A 21,874-nucleotide genomic window follows, 5' to 3' on the forward strand; every position below is an offset into this window, starting at 1 on the left:
GACCGCTGCCTGCCCGGCCTCTCGCCCGGCATCGGCGCAGAGCCGGGGCGTCCTGCTGGCGGGCGCCGGCGCGCTGGCGGTGCCGGTGCTCGCGGCCGTGATCGCCGCCGTGGTCTTCTGGCCGGACTCGTCCGGCGCCTCGTCCCGCGACGGGGCCGGCCCGGAAGCCTCCGCGGCCGGCGCGCAGAGCTCCGGCGCTTCGGGCAACCGGGCGGCCTCCGGGCAGCGGCCGTCGCCGACGCGGTCGTCCGGCAAGGAGAAGGGCGCCCACGGCAAGAGTCCGAGCGCCAAGCCGGGGGAGGGCAAGGCAAGCCAGGGACGGTCGGGCTCCGGTTCGAGCGGTTCGGGCGGCGGCGGGACCAGTGGCGGCGGCAGCGGTGGTGGCAGTGGTGGCGGCGGCACCTGCCCCATGGTCAGCGCCAGCACCTCAAGGATCTCGATCAGCGGCCGCTACGACAGCAGCCACTTCAACGGCAGCATCTACACCGCGATCACGCTCAAGGGACCGGGCAACTTCAGCTACGACGTCCTGATGGACGGCGCGAACGATTCGTCGGTCAGCAACCAGCCCGGACGCCCCGACACGAGCCAGTCGGGGTGGCGGCCCTGGGGGTCGGGGAGCAGCCACGTGATCACGGTGAAGATGTACTCGCCGGTCAGCGACCAGAAGAGCCTCACGGTCCGCCGCTGCTGACGTCCGCGTGGAACGGGCCGCGGCGGCGGATATCGTGGCGGCATGCCCAGCCAGACTCCCGCCTCCGCACCCGGCCGCCGCCGCGACGAGCTGCGCGACTTCCTGCGCACCCGCCGCGCCCGGCTCACCCCCGCCGACGTCGGCATGCCCGACGGCGGGCGCCGCCGCACGCCGGGACTGCGCCGCGAGGAGGTCGCGGTGCTCGCCGGGGTCGGGGTGTCCTGGTACACGTGGCTGGAGCAGGGCCGCGACATCAAGGTGTCCGGGGACGTGCTCGACGCGATCGCCCGGGCGCTGCGGCTGGACGGCGCCGAGCGCGAGCACCTGTACCTGCTCGCCGGGCTCAACCCGCCGCAGGCCGAGGCGGGCCCCGCCGTCCCGATCACGCCGGAGCTGCGGCGGCTGCTGGACGCGTGGTCGCCGCGGCCGGCCTACGTCCGCGACCGGCTCTGGAACTTCGTCGCGATCAACGACTCCGCCCGCGAGGTGTTCGGGTACGGCGACACCGACCACAACTGCCTGGTCACGTTCTTCACCAACGTCCGGTACCGGTCGATGCACACGCACTGGTCCGCCGCCGCGCCCGGCGTCGTCGCGCGGTTCCGCGCGGACGTCGCCCGCTACCCCGACGACCCCGGGTTCGACCGGCTCGTCGCGGACGTGCTGGCGGTCAGCCCGGAGTTCGCCGAGCTGTGGCCGCGCCACGAGGTGAGCTCGGGCACGCAGGCCGTCAAGGGGATCAGGCACCCGGAGGCGGGCGAGCTGGTCTTCGAGGGCACGCTGCTGCCGCTGGCCGACCGTCCGGGCCACCATCTGGTGCTGCACAACCCGCGGCCCGGCACCGGCACGCAGGAGCGGCTGGAGAAACTGATGGCGCGTCGCGGCCTGGCCGCCGCGAGCTGATCATCTTTAGGGTGGTGGTGCCACACCCGGGATGAACGGAGTCTGTCTACCCTCCGGCCCGTCCTGCACGATCGTCCTCAGTACGAGAACCACGAGAGGACGATCATGAAGACGCGCGATTTCGCCGGGACGCGGGTGGGTGCCGTCGGGCTGGGCTGCATGGGGATGAGCTGGGCCTACAGCGAGTCGGAGCGCGACGACGACAACTCCGTCGCGCTGATCCGCGAGGCGCTCGACCTCGGGGTGACGTTCCTGGACACGGCGCAGCCCTACGGCGACGGCCACAACGAGGCGCTCGTCGGCCGGGCCCTCGCCGGACGCCGGGACGAGGCGGTCGTCGCCACCAAGACGGGCCTGGTCGTGGAGTCGATGGCCACCCGGAACATCGTCCGGAAGGGTACGCCGGAGCACGTCAAGGCGTCCGCCGAGGACAGCCTCCGCCGGCTCGGCACGGACGTGATCGACCTCTACTACCTGCACCGGGTCGATCCGGACGTGCCGCTGGCCGACACCTGGGGCGCGATGGCCGAGCTGGTCGCCGAGGGCAAGGTGCGCAGGCTGGGCCTCTCGGAGGTCGGCGTCGCGCAGGCCGCAGAGGCGCACGCGGTCCACCCGGTGGCGGCGATCCAGTCGGAGCTGTCGCTGTGGACCCGCGACGCGATGGGCGCGCCGGGCGGGATGGCGGGCGCCCTTCCGGGCGACGACGGCACGGGGGAGGGGCCCGGCGACGTCGTCGGCTGGTGCGCGGCCAACGGTGCCGCGTTCGTACCGTTCTCGCCGCTCGGCCGTGGTTTCCTCACCGGGACGGTCACCGCCGCCGACTTCGAGGACACCGATTACCGCGGCGCCAATCCTCGTTTTCAGGAGAACGCGCTGAAGGCCAACCTCCGCATCGTCGACGTCGTGAAGGCGGTCGCGGCGCGCCACGACGCCACGCCGGCGCAGGTCGCCATCGCCTGGACGCTCGCGCAGGGCGAGCACGTCATCCCGATCCCCGGAACCAAGAAGCAGCGCTACCTGCGCGACAACGCCGGCGCCGCCGGCCTTGACCTCACCGAAGCCGACCTGGCCGAGCTGGACGGCGTGCCCGCGGCCGTTGGAGGGCGTTACTGATGAAGGCCGTCACCATTCCCGAGTTCGGCGGCGCGGACGTGCTGCGCCGCGCCGACGTGGAGGTCCCCGAGCCGGGGCCGGGGCAGGTGTCCATCGACGTCGCGTACGCGGGGGCGAACTTCGCCGAGGTCCTGTACCGGCAGGGCGTCGTGGACGTGCCGCTGCCGTTCGTGCCCGGCATCGAGGTGTCCGGTCGTGTCCGCGCGGTCGGGCCCGACGTCGAGGGACTGCGCAGGGGCCAGCCCGTCGCCGCGCTCACGATCGTGGACAGCGGCGGCTACGCCGAGGCGGTCGTCACCTCCGCCGATCTCGTCGCCCCGCTCGACGGCCTGGACCTGAGGCTGGACGTCGCGGCGGCGGTCCCGTCCAACAGCACGACCGCGTTCCTCGTCCTGGACCGCGTCGCGCGCATCGAGCCGGGCGAGACCGTGCTGGTGCACGCGGCGGCCGGGGGAGTGGGCAGCCAGCTCGGCCAGGCCGCCCGGCTGCTCGGCGCGGGACGGGTCGCGGGCACGGTCGGCGGGCCCGCGAAGATCGAGACCGCGCGCGGGTTCGGCTACGACGACGTGGTGCTCCGCGGCGACCTGCCCGGCGAGGTCGCCGGCCTCACCGGCGGGCGCGGGTTCGACATCGTCGTGGACATGGTCGGCGGCCCCGCCCGGCGCACCAGCCTGGACGCGCTCGCCCCGATGGGCCGGATGGTCGTGATGGGCAACGCGTCCGGCGCGGACGACGTGGGCGTGCCGGCGAACGAGCTGTGGTTCGCGAACAAGACCGTGTCCGGGTTCAACCTCGCCGCGTTCGCGGGCGTCGCACCGGCCGAGGTGGGGCGCGCGCTGCGCCGCGCGGTCGCCGCGGCGGCCTCCGGCGACCTGCGGCTCCAGGTCGAGGCGATGCCGCTGGAGCAGGCCGCCGAGGCGCACAGGCGCATCGAGTCGGGCTCCACGACCGGCAAGCTCGTCCTCGACGTGAGCGGCTGACCCTCACACCGCGACTACCGTCAGTGCCTCTCCGAGGCCGGGGTGTGTGCGGCAAGGGAGAGCAGTTCGTCGACCGTCCACTGGTCGTAGGCGTGCTCGCCGTACTTGGCCGCCACGACGCGGCCGTCGCCGCCGATCAGGAAGTCGGCCGGGAGCCCGAAGCGCCCGCCGTCCGGCCGCGGCTTCGGCGCCCGCTCCCGGCCTCGGGCGATCTTCCAGGTGCCGACGGCGGCGGCCTTGGCGACCGTCCACCAGACGCGCGGGTCGAGGAGGGCGCGGCGCGCCGACTCGACGCCGAACTCCGCGTACAGCCGCTTGCGCGGGTCGCCGATCACCGCGAACGGCAGACCGCCGACGTGCTCGCGCAGTTCCTCGGCCGCCGAGTGGAAGACGACGACCTCGCGGATCCCCGCGGCCTCGATCTCGTCGTGCCGGACGGTGATCGAACGCAGGTGCAGGTTGCAGATCGGGCAGCCCGCGAAGCGGCGGAACTGCAGGTGGACGAGCCGGCCGGGATCGGGGACGGCGACCGGCGGGCCGCTGACCGGGGTCAGCTCCCTCGCCGGGACGCCGGAACCTGGTGCGAGACGCATGCGCCCTCCTTTAAGCGTATGGCGTACACCTACGATCGTAAGCGTATGCCGTACGCTGTCAAGCGCCATGCCTCGACCACGCTCGCTGAGCACCGGGAAGCTCGCCGGAGCGGCACTCGCCGTCATCGACCGGGACGGGCTCGCCGGGCTGTCCATGCGCGCCGTCGCCAAGGAGCTGGGGACGAGCACCATGGCGCTCTACCGGTACGTGCGCGACCGCGAGGAGCTGGAAGGCCTCGTCGTCGACCTCGTCTACGCCGAGGTCGATCCGGCGCCGCCGTCCGAGGGGACGTGGGACGCGCGGATCGAGGCCATGGCGCTGCGGCTGCGGGACGCGTTCGGCGCCCATGCGGCGATCATGCCGCTTACGCTCACGCACCGGCACGACTCGACCGGGTCGCTGTGCTGGGGCGAGACGGTCGCCGGCATCCTCGCCGGCGCGGGCATCACCGGGCCGCGCGCCGCCATCGCGCTGCGCGCCCTGCTCGCCTACATCGTCGGCGCGATCCAGCTGGAGCACCTGGGCTCGCTGTCAGGGGAGGGCACGGACGTCATCGCGGCGCTGCCCGCCGGCGAGTTCCCCCACATGGCTGAGACCGCGCGGCACGCCCGCCGCATCGGCCCCGACGAGGAGTTCCGCGCGGGACTGGCGGCCGTGCTGCGCGGCCTCGCTGAACCGGGCTAGCGCGCCAGGAGCGCCTGCTGCGCCGCGATGGCCTCGGCGGCCTGCGCCACGATCCCGTCGATCAGCTCGCCGCAGCCCGGCAGGTCGTCGATGACGCCGACGACCTGGCCGGACGCCATCACGCCGAGGTCGGGGCGGCCGTCCACCATGGCCGCCTTCAGCAGCATCGGGGTGTTGGCGGCCATCAGGACCTGCGACCACGACAGGTCCTTGCCGTGCTTCATCGCCTTCCCGTCGGCGACCATCTCCCGCCACGACATGCCGGACAGCTTCTTGAACCGGGCGCCGTTGCGCAGCGCCCGGACGAGCCCGCCGACCCGGCCGGACCCCTCCAGGGTGTCGACCAGCTCGCTGCGCAGCACCCGGTGCGGCATCCCGTCCACCTGCCGCGTCACCACGGTCTCGCCGGTCCCCAGGTACACCTGCTTGACCGCGTCCGGCACCGAGCTGTCGGACGTCAGCAGGAACCGGGTGCCCATCGCGACGCCGGCCGCCCCGTAGGCGAGCGCGGCGGCAAGGCCGCGCCCGTCGAAGAAGCCTCCGGCCGCGATGACCGGGATGTCGACGGCGTCCACGACCTGCGGGAGCAGCAGCGTGGTGGCGACGGCGCCGGTGTGCCCGCCGCCCTCGCCGCCCTGCACGAGGACGGCGTCCGCGCCCCAGCCCGCCACCTTCTCCGCGTGCCGGCGGGCGCCGACGGACGGGATCACGACGAGCCCGGCGTCCTTGAGCTTGGCGATCAGCTCCTTCTTCGGGGCCAGGGCGAACGAGGCGACCTTGACGCCCTCCTTGATCAGCAGGTCGATGCGGTCGCCCGCGTCGCCGGCGTCGGCCCGCAGGTTGACGCCGAACGGCGCGTCCGTGCGGTCCCTCACCTCGTGGATCGCGTCCGCGAGCTGGTCGAGGGTCATCGTCGCCGACGCCAGGATCCCGAGGCCGCCCGCGTTCGCCACCGCCGTGACCAGCCGCGGCCCGGCGACCCAGCCCATGCCGGTCTGGACGACCGGGTGCCGCACCCCGGCCAGCCGGGTCAGCGGCGTGTCGAGCACCTGCTCCATCAGGCGGGCACCTCTCTCTCGCGCAGCCCCTTCGGGTCGAGGACCTCGCGCATGATCCGCAGTTCCTCGCCGTCCGGCGGCCGCGTCTCGGGCACCTCGTCCGGCACGACCAGGTCGAAGCCGGTGGCGGCCGTCACGTCGCCGACGCCCACGCCGGGGTGGACGGAGCGCAGCCGCATCCGCCGGTCAGGGGTATCGAAGTCGAGCACGGCCAGATTCGTCACCACGGCGCGGATCTCGTGCGCGCCCCGGTCCCAGCCGACTCCGCTCACCATGTCGACCTTCTCGGTGAACACGCGCGTCGAGTGCTTCGGCACCCAGTAGCTCGTCGGGTTCAGCAGCGTGTTGCCGGGCCCGCCGCGCACCCCGAGGAGCTGCCGCTTCGGCTGCTCCCAGTCGCCAATGCAGGAGATGTTGGTGTTGCCGTGCGCGTCGATCTGGCTCGGCCCCATCACCACGTGCCGCCGCCCGTTCAGGACGAGCCACAGGTGGTCGCGGAACGGCAGCCAGCCCTCGGCGGTCTCGGCCGACCCGCCGAGCGGGACGGGCTCGGCGCTCAGCGACGGCCCGCCGTCGGTCGTCAGCAGGTCGGGCGCGAACGTCGCGCGCGCCAGCCGGGACCCCAGCATCGGGACGAACCCCGCGACCGCCGCCGCGACGATCTCCCCGTCGCCCCGGAACAGGTCCGCGCACGCGGCCGCGCACACCTCCGCGCGAGTGACGTCGCTCATCGGTTCTCCTCCCGCCAGACGCGGACGGCGTCCTGGTAGGCGGCCTCGTCGCCGGACAGGAAGCGGTCGCTGAACGCCGCCCACTGCTCCGGATCGGCCGCCGACTGCGCGTACAGCTTCTGGAACCGCTCGTCCCGCCCGAAGTCGGGGACGCAGTCGGTGAAGTGCGCTCCGTTCGGCGTCTCCACCACGCCCGTCACCTGCGCCCGGCTGATCAGCAGCGACTGCACCGGCCCCTCCTTGGCGAAGTCGGCCGTGTCGACGAGGCGCTCGCACGACACGTACGTCCGGGCGGCCGCCTTGGCGAACAGGTCGTCCATGTACGGGTCGGGGCCGAGGTACTGGGCGTTGCCGCGGGCGTCGGCGCGGTTCATGTGCACCAGTGCGACGTCCATGTTCAGGGCGGGGACGGCGACGAGTTCCTGGCCGTCCTCGTACGGCGACCGGATCGTCTTCAGCTCCGGGTTGACCTTCAGCACGTCCGAGCCGAGCCCGACCGGGGTGGGCAGGAACGGCAGCCGGTGCGCCGCCGCGTACAGCCCGAACATGAACATGCCCTCGTCGTACTCGGTCAGCTCGATCGACCCGGACTGCCGCGCCTGCCGGAAGTGCGGCTCCAGCGGGATCGAGTCCATGGTCACGAACGCGGTGACCAGGCGGCGGATCCTGCCCGCCGCGCACAGCAGCCCCACGTCCGGCCCGCCGTAGGTCACCACGGTCAGGTCGGTGACGGGGGAGCGCAGGATCGCCCGGACCAGGGCCATCGGCTTGCGCCGCGACCCCCAGCCGCCGATCCCGACCGTCATGCCGCTCTCCAGCGACGCGGCGACCTCCTCGGGCGACATCACCTTGCTCATTCGGCCCCCTTCGCGACGAAGGCGTCGCGGTGCTCGTCGCCCGCGCCGACGAGGTTCAGCTCGAACGTGAACCCCTGCTCGTAGCGGTAGCTGCGCTTGACGTCGATCGGATCGATCCCGTTGAGGGACTCCTTGGCGCGGCGGATCACGTACCGGTCCTTGGCGGCGATGCCCGCGGCGACCTCCATGGCCTTGGCGCGCAGCTCGTCCGCCGGGACGACCTCCAGCACCGAGCCGTGGTGGTGCAGCTCGTCCGCCGTGACGTTGCGGCACGTGTAGACCATCGCGCGCATCAGGTGCTGCGGGACGAGCCGCGCCAGATGCGTGGCGGCGCCGAGCGCGCCCCGGTCCACCTCGGGCAGGCCGAAGTAGGCGTCCTGAGAGGCGACGACGATGTCGGCGTTGCCGGCGAGGCCGATCCCGCCGCCGAGGCAGAAGCCGTGCACGGCGGCGACGACCGGGACCTCGCAGTCGTAGACGGCGGCGAACGCCGCGTAGCAGCCGCGGTTGGCGCCGACCAGGGCGGTGTGGCCGTCGCTGCTCTGCATCTCCTTGATGTCGACGCCCGCGTTGAAGCCCCGGCCCTCGGCCCGGAGCACGACCGCGCCGACCTCGGGGTCGCGGCCCGCCGCGACGACCGCGTCGGCCAGCTCGTACCAGCCCGCGACGGTCAGGGCGTTGACCGGCGGCGCGGCCACGACGATCTCGGCGACCCCGTCCTGGGTCGTGGTGGAGACTCCCATGCGCTACCTTTCCACCAAACATTTGTTAGAACAGAAGGTAGCAGCAGAGGGAGGCGGTATGTCACTGACGCTCGACCTGGGCGGCAGGACCGTCGTGGTGACGGGCGGGGTGCGCGGGGTCGGCGCCGGGATCAGCCGCGCCTTCCTGGAGGCGGGCGCCGACGTCGTCGCGGTCGCCCGGCGCGAGCCGGAGGCGGTCCCCGCGGCGGGCGGGCGCACCGCGCGGTTCGTCTCGCTGGACGTCCGCGACCCGGACGCCGTGCAGGACTTCGCCGACGGCCTCGACCACGCCGACGTGCTGGTCAACAACGCGGGCGGCGCCCCGTACCTGCCGGTGGCCGACGGCGGCCTGCGCACCCACCTGAAGATCATCGAGCTGAACCTGACCGCCCCGCTGATCATGGCGCGGGCGCTGCGGCGCAAGATCCTGGCCGCGGGCGGCGGCTCGGTGATCAACATCGGCAGCGTGAGCGGCGTCCGGCCGTCGCCCGGCACCGCCGCCTACGGTGCCGCCAAGGCCGGGCTGCACAACCTGACCCAGTCCCTGGCGGTCGAGTGGGCACCCCATATCCGGGTCAACACGCTGATCCTCGGCATGGTCCGCACCGAACTGTCGCACCTGCACTACGGCGACGAGAAGGGCATCGCGTCCGTGGCGGAGACCGTCCCGCTCGGCCGCCTCGCCGACCCCTACGACATCGGCGCGGCCTGCGTGTTCCTGGCGTCCGACCTGGCGTCCTACGTCACCGGCTCGTCGATGCAGGTGCACGGCGGGGGAGAGCGCCCCGCCTTCCTGGACGCCGCCACCGTCAACAAGGAGGACTCGCGATGATCTGCAAGGACCGGGTGGTCGCCGTCACCGGCGCCGGACGCGGGCTGGGCCGCGCGCACGCGCTGGAGTTCGCCCGGCAGGGCGCGCTCGTCGTCGTCAACGACCTCGGCGTCGCCCGGGACGGTACCGGCGACGCCTTCGGAGGCCCCGCGCACGAGGTCGTCCGGGAGATCGAGGCGCTCGGCGGCCGGGCCGTGGCCCACACCGGCGACATCGCCACCGACGAGGGCGCCGCCGCGCTCGTCGCCACGGCGGCCGAGGCGTTCGGGCGGCTGGACACGCTCGTCAACAACGCCGGGTTCCTGCGCGACCGGATGCTGGTCAACCTCGGCGAGGACGAGTGGGACGCCGTCATGCGCGTCCACCTCAAGGGCCACTTCCTGCCGCTCAAGCACGCCGGGCGGTACTGGCGGGGCGAGAGCAAGGCCGGCCGTCCCGTGGACGCCCGCGTCGTCAACACCTCGTCCGGCGCCGGGCTGCTCGGCAGCGTCGGCCAGGGCAACTACTCCGCCGCCAAGGCCGGCATCGTCGGGCTGACGCTCGTCGCGTCCGCCGAGCTGGGCCGCTACGGGGTGACCGTCAACGCGATCGCGCCCGCCGCCCGCACCCGGATGACCGAGGAGGTGTTCGCGCAGACGATGGCCGCCCCCGCCGAGGGCGAGTTCGACGCGATGGCGCCGGAGAACGTCTCGCCGCTCGTCGCCTGGCTCGGCTCCGCCGGATCCCGGGACGTCACCGGGCGGGTCTTCGAGGCCGAGGGCGGCAGGATCTGCGTGATGGACGCCTTCCGGCACGGCCCCGCGGCCGACAAGGGCGCACGCTGGGACCCGGCGGAGATCGGCGACGTCGTCAAGGACCTCCTGGCCAAGGCCCCGGCCGCCGAGCCGGTCTACGGAGCGGGCTGACCCGGCTCTCCCGGCCGGAAGGGGAATGTCACCGAACGCACCCTCATGATCGCGCGTCGTACTTGGACGGGGTGGAACACAGCCGACCAAGGGGGCACGGATGGGAAGGGGCCGGGAGCGTCCAGCGACGGAGAGACCCGCGCACGAGGGGACGCAGGCGTTCCTCATCGGGCCGGGCGGCGTCTCCGGGAGCAGAACGGCGGCGCGGGCCGGACGGAGCCGGCCGGCGGTGCCCCGTGCCGCCATCGTCTCCGCCGTCTGCACGGGGGCCGCGGGGGTCCTGTTCGCGATCGGGGTCTCGTCCGGGATGCTCCTTCCGGAGTTGCGGGCCATCGGGTCGTTCCTCGACTTCTACTGCGGCGTCTTCGCGCTGGTCTCGCTGTCGCTGACCGTGATGGCCGGGGTGCTGGCCACCGACCGGGCGGTCCTGTCGCCCTCGCACCGGGTGCGGGCGCAGGCGGCGCACCGGGCGCTCGCGTTCCTCGCCGTCGCGATGCTGCTGCTGCACCTGGCCTCGCAGCTCGCACGGCACCGCGTCGGGGCCGTGCAGGCGTTCCTTCCGCACTCCCTCCACCACCTGGGCGACTACGGGCTCGGCACGCTGGCGTTCTACCTGCTCGTCATCGCGTTCGCGGGCGGTGTCGCCCGGGGCCGGTTCGCCGTCGCCCGCCGGCCCTGGGTGTGGCGGGCACTGCACCTCACCGCGTACGCGGCCTGGCCGATCGGCGTCCTGCACGGGCTCACCTCGGGCCGCGCGCCCGCACGCTGGGTGACCGCCGGCTACCTGCTCTGCCTCGCCGCGGTGGCGCTGGCGGCGGCCGCGCGCCCGGTCCTGGCCCGGCGGGCCGGGAGGAACCGGTGATCGCGCCGCCCCGCCCCGCGGTCGCGGTCCGGCACATCGGGCCGCCGCGCCTCACCAAGGGCCTTGAGGGCGCCGGACGGCTCGGCTGGGACGCCCATCGCGCCCTGCACGCCGTTCCGCGTCCGCTGACGTCCGGGCAGCTCATCGCGCTCTGCGAGGAGGGGCGGCTGTGCGGCCGCGGCGGCGCCGCGTTCCCGTTCGCCCGCAAGGTCGAGGCGACCGCCGGCAGCGCCGTCCGCCGCCGCAAGCGGACCGTCGTGGTCGTCAACGGGACCGAGGGGGAGCCCGGCAGCGCCAAGGACAAGGTGCTGCTCCGCCGCGCCCCGCACCTGATCCTGGACGGCGCCGCGCTCGCCGCGACCGCGCTCGGCGCCCTGGAGATCATCGTCGCGGTGACCGACGAGGAGGCCGCCCGCTCGGTGGACGACGCGATCGCCGAGCGCGGCATCGGCACCCGGGCGCGCGCCGTCCGGCTGCCCGAGCACTTCGTCACCGGCGAGAGCGGCGCCCTGATCCGCGGGCTCAACGGGGGCCGCCCGGTCCCGCCCGGACGCAAGGGCCGCGCCTCCACCCGGGGCGTGGACGGCCTGCCCACGCTGCTGTCCAACGCCGAGACCTACGCGCAGCTCGCCGTCCTCGCCGGGCTGGGGCCGCGCGGCTACGCCAGGGCGGGCACGCCGGACGAGCCCGGCACCGTGCTGCTGACCGTGACCGGCTCGGCCCGTTTCCCCGCCGTGGTCGAGACGCCCGCCGGCGCCCCGCTCGGCCACCTGCTCGACCTGTGCGGCGCCCGGACGGGCGAGGGCGTGCTCGTCGGCGGCTACCACGGCGCCTGGCTGACCGGCGAGGCCGCCGCCCGCACCCGGGTGTCGCGGGAAGGGCTGGCGGCGTCCGGCGGCGTGCTCGGCGCCGGGATCGTCATGCCGGTCGGCCGCGGCACCTGCCCCCTCGGCGAGTGCGCGCGGGTCGCCCGCTACCTGGCGGCCGAGTCCGCCGGGCAGTGCGGCCCGTGCCGGCTCGGGCTCCCCGACGTCGCCGGCGCGTTCGAGGACCTCGCCGCCGGACGGGACGCCGCGGCCGCCCGCGACACCGTCCGCCGCGCCGCCCGGATGGCGGCCGGACGCGGTGCCTGCGCGCACCCCGACGGCTCCGCCCGGTTCGTGCTCTCCGCGCTGGACGTCTTCGCCGCCGACGTCGCCCGGCACGTGGCGGACGGCGGCTGCGGCCGTCCCGTCCGCGGCGTCCTGCCCGCCGACACCGGCGCGCAGCTGAGCCTGGAGGTCGACTGGAGCCGCTGCGACGGCCACGGGCTGTGCGCCGACCTCATGCGCGGCACCATCCGGATGGACGAGTACGACTACCCGGTCGTCCCGGCGGAGCCGATCCCGGCGCGGCTGGAGGCGGACGCGCGCCGCGCCGTCGCCATGTGCCCCGGCCTCGCGCTCCGGCTCGTCCCGCGCACCGGGCACGGGAAGGCGCCTCAGCGCGGCCGGTAGTCGTCCAGGTGGCGGCGGACCTGCTCGGTGTACGGCTTGAACCGGGCCGGGACACCGCCCGCCTTCACGACGGTCTTGGACGAGCTCCGGTAGGTGGCGGCGAGGTTCAGCGCCGGATCGCCCGGCACGTTCTTCAGGTCCTTGCCCCAGTAGCACAGGAACCGGCCCATCGCCGGGATCGACAGCTCCGGCGTGATCTGCGCGGGTTTCGGCTCGGGGTTGTCGAGCCCGCCCGGCTGCCAGAACACCAGGACCCGCGGCGTCCACCGGGCGATGCCGTACTCGTCCTTCGAAGGGTCGGACAGGTCCGGGTCGAAGCCGCTCTCCGTCTTCAGCATCGCCGCGATCAGCGCCGGGCTCAGGCCGGGCATCTCGCACCACGTCCCGGCCCGGACGATGAGGTCGCGGTACTCGCCGGGGATGTCGGATCCGGCGCGGAGCCACTTGTCCTGCCCGTCCGAAGCCGCGCCGTCGTCTCCCCAGCGGGTGTACCCGAGGAACGCGGCGGTGGCCACGACCGCCGCGGCGACCGCGCCGGCGAGCAGGACCGGGCGCCGGCCGCGCGTCCGCGCCCGCGGGGAGCGGGCGGCGGCGCGGGTCGCGGTGGCGGCCCGGTCCAGCGCGTCCCCGAAGTCCGCCGCCGACGCCCAGCGCCGCTCCCGGTCGGGCTCCAGCGCCCGCAGCACGGCGGCGTCCACGCCGGGCGGGATCGCCGGCGTCGTGTCGCCGGGCGGGCGCGCCGGCACCGCGGGCGGCCGCCCGGTGAGCAGGTGGTGGGTGAGCGCGCCGAGGCCGTAGACGTCCGCGCGGCGGTCCGGGGCGCCGTCGACCTGCGTCTGCTCGGGCGCCATGTAGCCGGGCGAGCCGGCGGGCAGGGTGAGGCTGGACAGGTGGTCCTCGGTCCGCGCGATGCCGAGGTCGGCGATCATGAGCCGCTCGCCGCCGCCGGGCGCCGACCGCAGCAGCACGTTGGACGGCTTCAGGTCGCGGTGCACCACGCCGAGGTCGTGCAGCTCCTGGACGCCGCGGATGATCTCCCGGGCGGTGCGCAGCGCGTCCGCGGGCGGCAGCGGGCCGCCGGCGAGCCGCTCGCCCAGCGTGCCGCGGTCGGCGTAGGTCATCACGAAGTAGGGCCGGCCGTCGGAGAGCTCTCCGATGTCGAAGACCTGCACCAGCCGGTGCGAGTCGGCCCGGCGCAGCAGCCGCGCCTCCTGGACGAACCGGTCCCGCACGTCGGTGCGCAGCGTCCAGTGCCCGGCGAGGATCTTGACCGCGACGGGGGAGTCGAGATCGGGATCATGGCCCAGCCACACCGAGGCGAAGCCGCCGGATCCGAGGAGGGAGTCGATCCGGTAGCGGCCGGCGGCGGTCGGGGTGTCCACGTCTCCCAATCATGAACGACGGCCGCGGCCCGCGCAGTGTCTTCGAGTGAAGGATCCCGTGCGAAGCGTGGCCGCCGCCCGGGCGGAATGCGCTTCCGCCGGGCGGGCGTTGTATCCGCGGGATAATGGATCGCCCTCCGCGGGGTGTTCCGGCTACGGTCGGGAGGTTTGCAGGGTGAGCGGGGCCGGGAGCCCGGGCCCTGTCCTTGTCGAATGGTTATGGGGTCGAGTGTGAGATCGCCGCTCGCCGACGAGCGTGCGCGCCTGCCGCGGCTGATGCTGCGCGACCAGCACCGGCTGCGCCGCCGGATCGACGGCACGCAGAAGATGCGCGACGCCGGGCGGCGCGCCAAGGCGGCCGAGGAGATCGCCGCCGACATCGACGCCGCCGAGCGGCGGGTCGAGCGGCGGCGCCTCGCCGTGCCCGCGATCACGTATCCGGCGCAGCTGCCGGTGGCGCAGAAGAAGGACGACATCCTCGCCGCGATCCGCGACCACCAGGTCGTGATCGTCGCGGGCGAGACGGGGTCCGGCAAGACCACCCAGATCCCCAAGATCTGCCTTGAGCTCGGCCGGGGCGTGCTCGGCTCGGTCGGGCACACCCAGCCGCGCCGGCTCGCCGCCCGCACCGTCGCCGACCGCATCGCCGAGGAGCTCGGCACCGAGCTCGGCGACGCCGTCGGCTACAAGGTGCGGTTCACCGACCGCTCCAGCGACGACACCCTCGTCAAGCTGATGACCGACGGCATCCTGCTCGCCGAGATCCAGACCGACCGGCTGCTCCGCCAGTACGACACGCTGATCATCGACGAGGCGCACGAGCGCAGCCTGAACATCGACTTCCTGCTCGGCTACGTCAAGGAGATCCTGCCGCGCCGCCCCGACCTCAAGGTGATCATCACCTCGGCGACCATCGACCCGGAGCGGTTCTCCGCGCACTTCGCGGACGCGCCGATCGTCGAGGTCTCCGGCCGGACGTACCCGGTCGAGGTCAGGTACCGGCCCGTCACCGACCCCGACGACCCGTCCGCCGACCCCGACCGCGACCAGATCCAGGCGATCACCGACGCGGTGGACGAGCTGGGCCGCGAAGGGCCCGGCGACGTCCTGGTCTTCCTCAGCGGCGAACGGGAGATCCGCGACACCGCCGACGCGCTCACCAAGCACTTCACCCGGCAGAAGACGTCGACGGACGTCCTGCCCCTGTACGCGCGGCTGTCGTCGGCCGAGCAGCACCGCGTGTTCCAGGCGCACCGCGGGCGCCGGGTCGTGCTCGCGACGAACGTCGCCGAGACGTCGCTGACCGTCCCCGGCATCAAGTACGTCGTCGACCCCGGCACCGCCCGCATCTCCCGCTACAGCCACCGCCTGAAGGTGCAGCGGCTCCCGATCGAGCCGGTGTCGCAGGCGTCGGCGAACCAGCGCAAGGGGCGCTGCGGGCGGGTGTCCGAGGGCGTCTGCATCCGGCTGTACTCCGAGGAGGACTTCGAGTCCCGCCCCGAGTTCACCGACCCGGAGATCCTGCGGACGAACCTCGCCTCCGTCATCCTGCAGATGACCTCGCTCGGCCTCGGCGACATCGCCGCGTTCCCGTTCCTGGAGCCGCCGGACCGCCGCAACGTCAAGGCAGGCGTCGACCTCCTCCACGAACTGGGCGCCGTCGACCCGGCCGAGAAGGACCCGCGCAAGCGCCTCACCCCGCTCGGCCGGCGGCTCGCCCAGCTCCCCGTCGACCCGCGCCTCGGCCGCATGGTGCTGGAGGCCGACCGGAACGGCTGCGTCCGCGAGGTGCTGATCATCGCGGCGGCGCTGTCCATCCAGGACCCGCGCGAGCGCCCCGCCGAGAACCAGCAGGCCGCCGACGACCGGCACCGCCGGTTCGCCGACCCCGCGTCCGACTTCCTGGCCTACCTGAACCTGTGGAACTACCTGCGCGAGCAGCAGAAGGAGCTGTCGGGCAGCGCGTTCCGCCGGATGTGCAAGAGCGAGTTCCTGCACTTCCTGCGCGTCCGCGAATGGCAGGACCTGCACGGCCAGCTCAAGCAGGTCGCGAAGACCCTCGGCGTCACGCTCAACACCGCGGACGCCCCGCCCGACCGCATCCACGTGTCGCTGCTGTCCGGGCTGCTCTCCCACATCGGCCTCATGGACGCCGACAAGAAGGACAAGCCGCAGCGGCGCGGGCAGGAGTACCTCGGTGCCCGCGGCGCGAAGTTCGCCGTGTTCCCCGGGTCGGCGCTGTTCAAGAAGCCGCCGCGCTGGGTGATGTCGGCGGAGCTGGTCGAGACGTCCCGGCTGTGGGGGCGCATCAACGCCAAGATCGAGCCCGACTGGGTCGAGCCGCTCGCGCAGCACCTCGTCAAGCGCAACCACAGCGAGCCGCACTGGTCGAAGAAGCAGGCCGCCGTCATGGCGCGCGAGAAGGTCACCCTCTACGGGGTGCCCATCGTCGCCGACCGCCGCGTCAACTACGGGAGCATCGACCCCGCCCTCTCCCGCGAGCTGTTCATCCGGCACGCCCTCGTCGAGGGCGACTGGGAGACCCACCACCGCTTCTTCCACGACAACCGCGCCCTGCTGGACGAGGTCGAGGAACTGGAGCACCGCGCCCGCCGCCGCGACATCCTCGTCGACGACGAGACTCTGTTCGACTTCTACGACGAGCGCGTCCCCGAGGACGTCGTCTCCGGGCGGCACTTCGACTTCTGGTGGAAGAAGGCCCGCCGCGACGACCCCGACCTGCTCGGGTTCGAGAAGTCGATGCTCATGAACGAGACGGCGGGCGGCGTCAGCGAGTCCGACTACCCGGACGTGTGGAAGCAGGGCCCGCTCCGCCTGCGCCTCACCTACCAGTTCGAGCCCGGCACCGACGCCGACGGCGTCACCGTGCACATCCCCGTCCAGGTCCTCAACCAGGTGCGGCCGGACGGGTTCGAATGGCAGGTGCCCGGGCTGCGCACGGAGCTGGTCACCGAGCTGATCCGGTCGCTGCCCAAGCAGCTGCGCGTCAACTTCGTCCCGGCGCCCGACTACGCCCGCAAGGTCTTCGACCGGGTCGCGCCGCGCACCGAGCCCCTGCTGGACGCCCTGGAGCGCGAGCTGACCGCGATGACGAGCGTGCCCGTCGCACGGGAGGCGTGGGACCCGTCCCGGTTGCCCGCCCACCTGCACATCACGTTCCGCGTCGTGGACGGCGAGGGCCGCGCCCTCGGCGAGGGCACCGACCTCGACGAGCTGAAACGGCGCCTCGCCGGGAAGGTGCGCGGGACTCTGTCCCAGGCGGCGTCCACCATCGAGCGCTCCGGCCTCACCGAGTGGACGATCGGGGAGCTGCCCCGCACCTACGAGCGCAACCAGGCCGGATACGACGTCAAGGCCTATCCGGCGCTCACCGACGAGGGCGGCGGCGTCGCCGTCCGCATGTACGAGACGGAGGCCGAGCAGCGCCGCGCCATGTGGCTCGGCACCCGGCGGCTGATCCTGCTGAACGCGCCGTCGCCGGTGAAGCTGATCCAGGGCTCCCTGACCAACAAGGGCAAGCTCGCGCTCAGCCACAACCCGCACGGCTCCGTCACGGCGCTCTTCGACGACTGCGTCACCGCCGCCGCCGACCGGCTCATCGCCGAGGCCGGCGGGCCGGCCTGGGACGAGGACGGTTTCCGCGCCCTGTACGACCGCGTCCGCGCCGACCTGCACGACGCGACCGCCCAGATCGTCGCCCTCGTCGAGCGGATCCTTGCGGAGGCGCACGAGGCCGACCGGCGGCTGCGCGGCACGGCGAGCCTCACGCTCGTCCCGGCGCTGACCGACATCCGCGCCAACTTGGAGTCGCTGATCCATCCGGGGTTCGTCACCGCGACCGGCTGGGCCAGGCTCCACGACCTACCCCGCTACCTTCGCGCCCTGCAGGTCAGGCTCGACAAGCTCCCCGAGAACCCGGGCCGCGACCGGATGCTCGCGCACCAGGCCGACGTCCTGAAGCAGGAGTACGAGCAGGCGCTGCGGCGCCTGCATCCGTCCCGCCGCGACGACGAGCCCGCCCGGCAGGTCCGCTGGATGCTGGAGGAGTTCCGGGTCAGCCTCTTCGCCCAGCAGCTCGGCACCCGCTTCCCCGTCTCCGACAAGCGCATCCGCAAGGCGATGGCCCAGCTCTAGCTCAGGCGGGGGTGCGGGCGTACATCTCCAGGTGCCCGCATTTGACGCACCGCCACGCCTCGATCTGCCAGCGCTGCCGTCCCATCCGCTTCGCGCCCCCGAAGATGCCGCGCTCCAGCGGACCGGCGATCCAGCGGGCGTAGCCGCGGGAGTGGTCCCCCGCGTCCTCGATGAAGCCCGGCTCCAGGCCCTCGGTCCCGCACTGCGTGCACCTCGACTGCGTCATGCCGGGAGGGTAGTGCGTGCCGGAACATGATCAACCGTGCGGTATGACTGGGATCATGGGATTGAGGGAGTACTACCCGCCGATCGAGCCCTACGACACCGGGCTGCTGGACGTCGGGGACGGCAACCGGATCCACTGGGAGACGTGCGGGAACCCCGGCGGCGTTCCGGCGGTGTTCCTGCACGGCGGGCCGGGCGGCGGGCTGCTTCCCGACCACCGGCGGTTCTTCGACCCGGCCAGGTACCGGATCGTGCTGTTCGACCAGCGCAACTGCGGCCGGAGCCTCCCCTTCGCCGGCGACCCGGCGGTGTCGCTGGAGCACAACACGACGCCGCATCTCGTGGCCGACATCGAACGGCTGCGCGAGCACCTGGGCATCGAGCGCTGGCTCGTGTTCGGCGGAAGCTGGGGGAGCACCCTCGCGCTCGCCTACGCGCAGGCGCACCCCGGCCGGGTCACCGGACTGGTGCTGCGCGGCGTCTACCTCGTCCGTCCGGACGACGAGGCGTGGGCGTTCACGCCGGCCGGCGCGGCACACCTCTTCCCGGCCGAGTGGTCGGCGTTCCGGGACGCGATCCCGCCCGGCGAGCGGGACGACCTGCTCGCCGCCTACGGCCGCCGCATCGAGGACCCCGACCCGGCGGTGCACCTCCCGGCCGCCCGCGCCTGGATCGGCTGGGAACTGGCGGCCAACACGCTCCTGCCCGTCCCGCCGCCCGACCTGGGCGAGGCGCTCATCCTGGCGTTCGCGCGCATCACGCACCACTACATCTCCCGCGGCGGCTTCCTCCCCGCGGAGGGGCTGCTCGCGGGCACCGACCGCATCCGGCACATCCCCGCCGTGATCGTGAACGGGCGCTACGACATGAAGACGCCTCCCGATCAGGCCTGGGATCTGCACCGGGCATGGCCCGAGGCCGAGTTCCACCTCGTGGAGGACGCCGGCCACGGCGGCTCGGAGCCCGGAATCCGGCACCGGCTCATCGAGGCCACGGATCGCCTTGCCCACCGGTGATCCCGGCCCGACCACTCACTTTCCTACGACGTGGGCACCCCCACATCTACCTCGCAAGTCACTGCAGTAACGTCAAGTAGTGCGTATGGTTCATTCCATGCCTAACAGCGAAGAGCGCGACAATAGCGGCCCCGAGGGGACGGCCGCGGCTCCCCAGGGCGCGGTCGCCAAAGGCGCAGGGGACGGGGCGGCGGGTTCCGGGGGATCCACGGAGATGGCGGTCGCCCGCATGGGCGACCCGGTGACGGTCTGGCCGTGCGCCAGCTGCGGGCGCCCGGTCCCGCAGCCGGTCGGGGCGTCCCGCGCCGTCCGCTACTGCCAGGACAACGACGGCGCCTGCGCCCGGGAGGCCCGCGAGCGCCGCGACCGCGGCCGGGACGCCCCCGGCCTCACCGGCCAGGTCGCCTCGGCCTGGGAGATGGTCGAGCGGCTGGAGAAGACCGCCGACCTGCTCGCCGGGTCGCTGACCTCGGAGCTGAGCGTCGCCGGCGTCGAGCGGCGCGTCGCCGAGGTGCGCGCCGAGGCCGCCCGCGAACTGGCCATCGCGCAGAGCGAGCGCGACGCGTCCCAGCGCAGGGCCGAGGAGGCGTGGCAGGAGGCGACCTCCGCCCGCAAGCGCGCCGAGACGGCCGAGGGGGACGCCGGGCGCGCCCGCGAGGACGCCAAGGTCGCCATCGCCAAGCGCGACGCCGCGCAGCAGGCATGGGAAGAGGCCCACCAGGTCGCCCAGCAGTCGATGACGGCCAAGCTCGCCGCCGAGAGCGAGCGCGACCGCGTCGGGGCGCGCGAGACCGAGCTGCTCGCCGCGCTGGAGGCGGCGCGCGCCGAGCTGGTCGGGCTGCACGCCAAGCTGTCGGAGACCGAGGGCGCCGCCGAGTCGCAGCGCGTGGAGGCCGCCGTCGCCAAGCAGGGCGCCGACGACCTGCGCAACGCCATGCGCGACACCGAGGCGCAGCGGCAGCGCGCCATGCAGGCCGCCAGCAAGGCCGAGGCCGAGCGCACCACCGCGCTGCGCGCCCAGTCCGAGGCGGAGGCGGAGGTCGTCCGCGCCAACGCGCGCGCCGAGGAGGCCGCCAAGGACCGCGACGCCGCGCTGGCGCAGGCCAAGACCGCCGGCGCCGAGCGGGACGAGCTGACCGGCAAGATCAACGACCAGTCGGTCCAGCTGCGGCAGCTGTCCCAGTCGGTCGCCGAGCAGCAGGCCGCGCTCACCGCCCTCGCCGAGGAGCGCGACGCCGCCCGCGCCGAGGCCGACCGGGCCCGCCGCCAGATCGACCAGTTCACCCACAGCACGCTGTCGTCGAACTTCCCGCCCGGCGGCCGGATGGCCGGCGGCCACCCCTCGCAGGGCGCGCCCGCGCCGCAGCAGGGCATGCCGCCGGGCCCGCCGCCGATCGGCGGCCCCATCCCGAACGGCTCCCCGGTCCAGAACGGTGCCCCGGTCCAGAACGGTGCCCCTGTCCAGAACGGTGCCCCTGTCCAGAACGGCGCGCCCGTCCCGCTCGGGGCCCCCGTCCCGCAGGCGGCCCCCGGGCCGAACGGGACGCCCGGCTCTAACACCGGCGGCCACCCTGTACCGGGCGTACAGCACCACGGCCGTCCCCTCAACGGCGTGGACCGGGAAGACCCCCTCTTCACCGGCCCCTGATCCGGGCAGGGCCCGGGCGGCCACCGCCCGGGCTCAGCCGTACCGGACGGCCAGGAAGATCGCCAGTGCCGCCACCCCGGTGATCACCACGACATGGCCGCGTTCCTTCACCACGGTCTGCCGCAGGACCATGACCCTCCGGCGGCTGAGCCGCATGTCCGACGCGGCGCGCCGGGCGCGCTCCCAGTGGATGCCCATGTAGACCGCAAGGGCCACCAGCCCCAGGATGAGTAACCCGTCTCCGCGCATGAGCCCGCCTCCCGTTTCCGCGGCAGCTCAGATTGAACAGCGGATCCGGCGGGACCGACAGTGTCGGACGACACATTTCCACAAATCGGTCAGAATCGGGTTGGAGTGGCCGCCGGATCGATCATCGGCCGGCGGCCGCCCCGCCGGATCAGCGCCCGAACGTCTCGGGGTCGATCTCGATCCAGATCTGCTCGGCGCGGCCCAGCAGCCGCCCGTCCGCCCCGTACAGCGCCGTCGCCGCGTGCATCTTGCGGCCCTCGCGGCTGCGCGCGAGCCCCATCACCACGCACTGCTCGCCGGCCTCGGGCACGTCCATGACCTGCCCGGTCATCGTGCCGAGCACCGCCGGCCGCCCCGCGACGTCGAACGACCAGCCGCCCGGGCAGTCCAGCGCCGCCCAGACCAGCTCCCGCTCGGGGACCTGCTCGGGCACCCACGGCGCCGCGACGGTGCCGTCGGCGACCGGGCCCGGTTCCAGCCGCAGCCCGTCGCCGGTCTCACGCTCCGGCCCGCACACGAAGCAGCCGGGGAACGGGTGGTTCTCCGCCGCCCGGTACTTCTCCGCCGCCTCCTGCGCCCGCTCGAACGGGACGGGCGCGACGGGCGGCACCACGATCGCCCCGGCGAGGGCCTCGGCGACGAGCCGCTCACCGTCCCAGAGCCGCGCGCTGTGCCCGCGCTCGTCCTCCACCGTGACGGTCAGCTCGGCGTCCAGCGGCGGTGGCCGCCGCAGCGTCACCGTCACCG

21 protein-coding genes are annotated in these 21,874 nt (G+C 73.9%); 12 read left to right on the forward strand and 9 right to left on the reverse strand.

The genetic code is table 11. The annotated features are described in order from the left end of the window. The 4 genes from E1293_RS27555 to E1293_RS27570 form a co-directional block, all read left to right on the forward strand. Positions 1-694 (forward strand): hypothetical protein (locus E1293_RS27555; RefSeq protein ID WP_207939124.1); only part of this gene is annotated, 694 nt, incomplete at its 5' end. A 42-nt stretch (positions 695-736) separates the two neighbouring features. Further along, positions 737-1,597, forward strand: a complete 861-nt coding sequence (locus E1293_RS27560) for a helix-turn-helix transcriptional regulator (RefSeq protein WP_132200399.1) — start codon at positions 737-739, stop codon at positions 1,595-1,597. Positions 1,598-1,702: 105 nt separating this feature from the next. Beyond that, complete coding sequence (locus E1293_RS27565; RefSeq protein ID WP_132200400.1) at positions 1,703-2,710, forward strand: aldo/keto reductase; 1,008 nt, start codon at positions 1,703-1,705, stop codon at positions 2,708-2,710. After that, positions 2,710-3,690: a quinone oxidoreductase family protein gene (locus tag E1293_RS27570; RefSeq protein ID WP_132200401.1), complete on the forward strand. Its 981-nt coding sequence runs from the start codon at positions 2,710-2,712 to the stop codon at positions 3,688-3,690. The genes E1293_RS27565 and E1293_RS27570 overlap by 1 nt, the downstream gene beginning before the upstream one ends. 20 nt (positions 3,691-3,710) lie before the next feature. Here the strand turns inward: E1293_RS27570 and E1293_RS27575 are convergent, their stop codons facing one another. Then, positions 3,711-4,283, reverse strand: coding sequence for a peroxiredoxin-like family protein (locus E1293_RS27575; protein WP_132200402.1), 573 nt, complete (start codon positions 4,281-4,283; stop codon positions 3,711-3,713). Positions 4,284-4,350: 67 nt separating this feature from the next. Between E1293_RS27575 and E1293_RS27580 the strand changes: the two genes are divergently transcribed. Continuing rightward, positions 4,351-4,968, forward strand: a complete 618-nt coding sequence (locus tag E1293_RS27580) for a TetR/AcrR family transcriptional regulator (protein ID WP_132200403.1) — start codon at positions 4,351-4,353, stop codon at positions 4,966-4,968. On the opposite strand, the gene E1293_RS27585 is transcribed toward E1293_RS27580, so the two are convergent. The 4 genes from E1293_RS27585 to E1293_RS27600 are packed head-to-tail and all read right to left on the reverse strand — an operon-like array spanning position 4,965 to position 8,357. Continuing rightward, the gene (locus E1293_RS27585; RefSeq protein ID WP_132200404.1) at positions 4,965-6,026 is read right to left on the reverse strand and encodes an NAD(P)H-dependent flavin oxidoreductase; all 1,062 of its coding nucleotides are present in this window, start codon (positions 6,024-6,026) and stop codon (positions 4,965-4,967) included. The genes E1293_RS27580 and E1293_RS27585 overlap by 4 nt on opposite strands. Further along, the gene (locus E1293_RS27590; protein WP_132200405.1) at positions 6,026-6,757 is read right to left on the reverse strand and encodes a CoA-transferase subunit beta; all 732 of its coding nucleotides are present in this window, start codon (positions 6,755-6,757) and stop codon (positions 6,026-6,028) included. Before E1293_RS27590 ends, E1293_RS27585 begins: the two co-directional genes overlap by 1 nt. Continuing rightward, positions 6,754-7,614 (reverse strand): CoA transferase subunit A, encoded by an 861-nt coding sequence (locus E1293_RS27595; protein WP_132200406.1) that lies wholly within the window; start codon positions 7,612-7,614, stop codon positions 6,754-6,756. The genes E1293_RS27590 and E1293_RS27595 overlap by 4 nt, the downstream gene beginning before the upstream one ends. Next, positions 7,611-8,357, reverse strand: a complete 747-nt coding sequence (locus E1293_RS27600) for an enoyl-CoA hydratase family protein (protein ID WP_132200407.1) — start codon at positions 8,355-8,357, stop codon at positions 7,611-7,613. Before E1293_RS27600 ends, E1293_RS27595 begins: the two co-directional genes overlap by 4 nt. Before the next feature lie 58 nt (positions 8,358-8,415). On the opposite strand from E1293_RS27600, the gene E1293_RS27605 reads away from it, so the two are divergent. From E1293_RS27605 to E1293_RS49645, 4 genes are all read left to right on the forward strand, one after another. After that, positions 8,416-9,189 carry an SDR family oxidoreductase gene (locus E1293_RS27605; protein ID WP_132200408.1) on the forward strand — a complete coding sequence of 258 codons (774 nt, stop codon included), beginning with the start codon at positions 8,416-8,418 and terminating at the stop codon, positions 9,187-9,189. Then, positions 9,186-10,094, forward strand: a complete 909-nt coding sequence (locus E1293_RS27610) for an SDR family oxidoreductase (protein WP_132200409.1) — start codon at positions 9,186-9,188, stop codon at positions 10,092-10,094. Before E1293_RS27605 ends, E1293_RS27610 begins: the two co-directional genes overlap by 4 nt. A gap of 100 nt (positions 10,095-10,194) precedes the next feature. Further along, positions 10,195-10,956 carry a ferric reductase-like transmembrane domain-containing protein gene (locus E1293_RS49640; protein WP_132200410.1) on the forward strand — a complete coding sequence of 254 codons (762 nt, stop codon included), beginning with the start codon at positions 10,195-10,197 and terminating at the stop codon, positions 10,954-10,956. Beyond that, positions 10,953-12,452: an NADH-quinone oxidoreductase subunit NuoF family protein gene (locus tag E1293_RS49645; protein WP_243716618.1), complete on the forward strand. Its 1,500-nt coding sequence runs from the start codon at positions 10,953-10,955 to the stop codon at positions 12,450-12,452. The genes E1293_RS49640 and E1293_RS49645 overlap by 4 nt, the downstream gene beginning before the upstream one ends. On the opposite strand, the gene E1293_RS27625 is transcribed toward E1293_RS49645, so the two are convergent. Then, entirely contained in the window at positions 12,437-13,834 is a 1,398-nt protein-coding gene (locus E1293_RS27625; protein ID WP_132200411.1) for a serine/threonine-protein kinase, read from the reverse strand. The genes E1293_RS49645 and E1293_RS27625 overlap by 16 nt on opposite strands. Before the next feature lie 231 nt (positions 13,835-14,065). On the opposite strand from E1293_RS27625, the gene hrpA reads away from it, so the two are divergent. Beyond that, complete coding sequence (gene hrpA, locus E1293_RS27630; protein WP_207939126.1) at positions 14,066-17,989, forward strand: ATP-dependent RNA helicase HrpA; 3,924 nt, start codon at positions 14,066-14,068, stop codon at positions 17,987-17,989. A 1-nt stretch (position 17,990) separates the two neighbouring features. Here hrpA and E1293_RS27635 read toward each other — a convergent pair whose 3' ends face one another. Continuing rightward, complete coding sequence (locus E1293_RS27635) at positions 17,991-18,215, reverse strand: hypothetical protein (RefSeq protein WP_132200413.1); 225 nt, start codon at positions 18,213-18,215, stop codon at positions 17,991-17,993. 55 nt (positions 18,216-18,270) lie between these two features. Here E1293_RS27635 and pip point away from each other — a divergent pair, with 55 nt between their 5' ends. Together pip and E1293_RS27645 are read left to right on the forward strand one after the other, a co-directional pair. Then, the gene (gene pip, locus E1293_RS27640) at positions 18,271-19,230 is read left to right on the forward strand and encodes a prolyl aminopeptidase (RefSeq protein ID WP_132200414.1); all 960 of its coding nucleotides are present in this window, start codon (positions 18,271-18,273) and stop codon (positions 19,228-19,230) included. Between the two features lie 97 nt (positions 19,231-19,327). After that, complete coding sequence (locus E1293_RS27645) at positions 19,328-20,878, forward strand: coiled-coil domain-containing protein (protein ID WP_132200415.1); 1,551 nt, start codon at positions 19,328-19,330, stop codon at positions 20,876-20,878. Positions 20,879-20,911: 33 nt separating this feature from the next. Here E1293_RS27645 and E1293_RS27650 read toward each other — a convergent pair whose 3' ends face one another. After that, positions 20,912-21,094, reverse strand: coding sequence for a hypothetical protein (locus E1293_RS27650; RefSeq protein WP_132200416.1), 183 nt, complete (start codon positions 21,092-21,094; stop codon positions 20,912-20,914). 181 nt (positions 21,095-21,275) lie between these two features. Beyond that, positions 21,276-21,874 (reverse strand): hypothetical protein (locus E1293_RS27655; RefSeq protein ID WP_132200417.1); only part of this gene is annotated, 599 nt, incomplete at its 5' end.

The sequence above is a fragment of the Actinomadura darangshiensis genome, from assembly GCF_004349235.1.
In the GTDB taxonomy this organism is placed as follows: domain Bacteria; phylum Actinomycetota; class Actinomycetes; order Streptosporangiales; family Streptosporangiaceae; genus Spirillospora; species Spirillospora darangshiensis.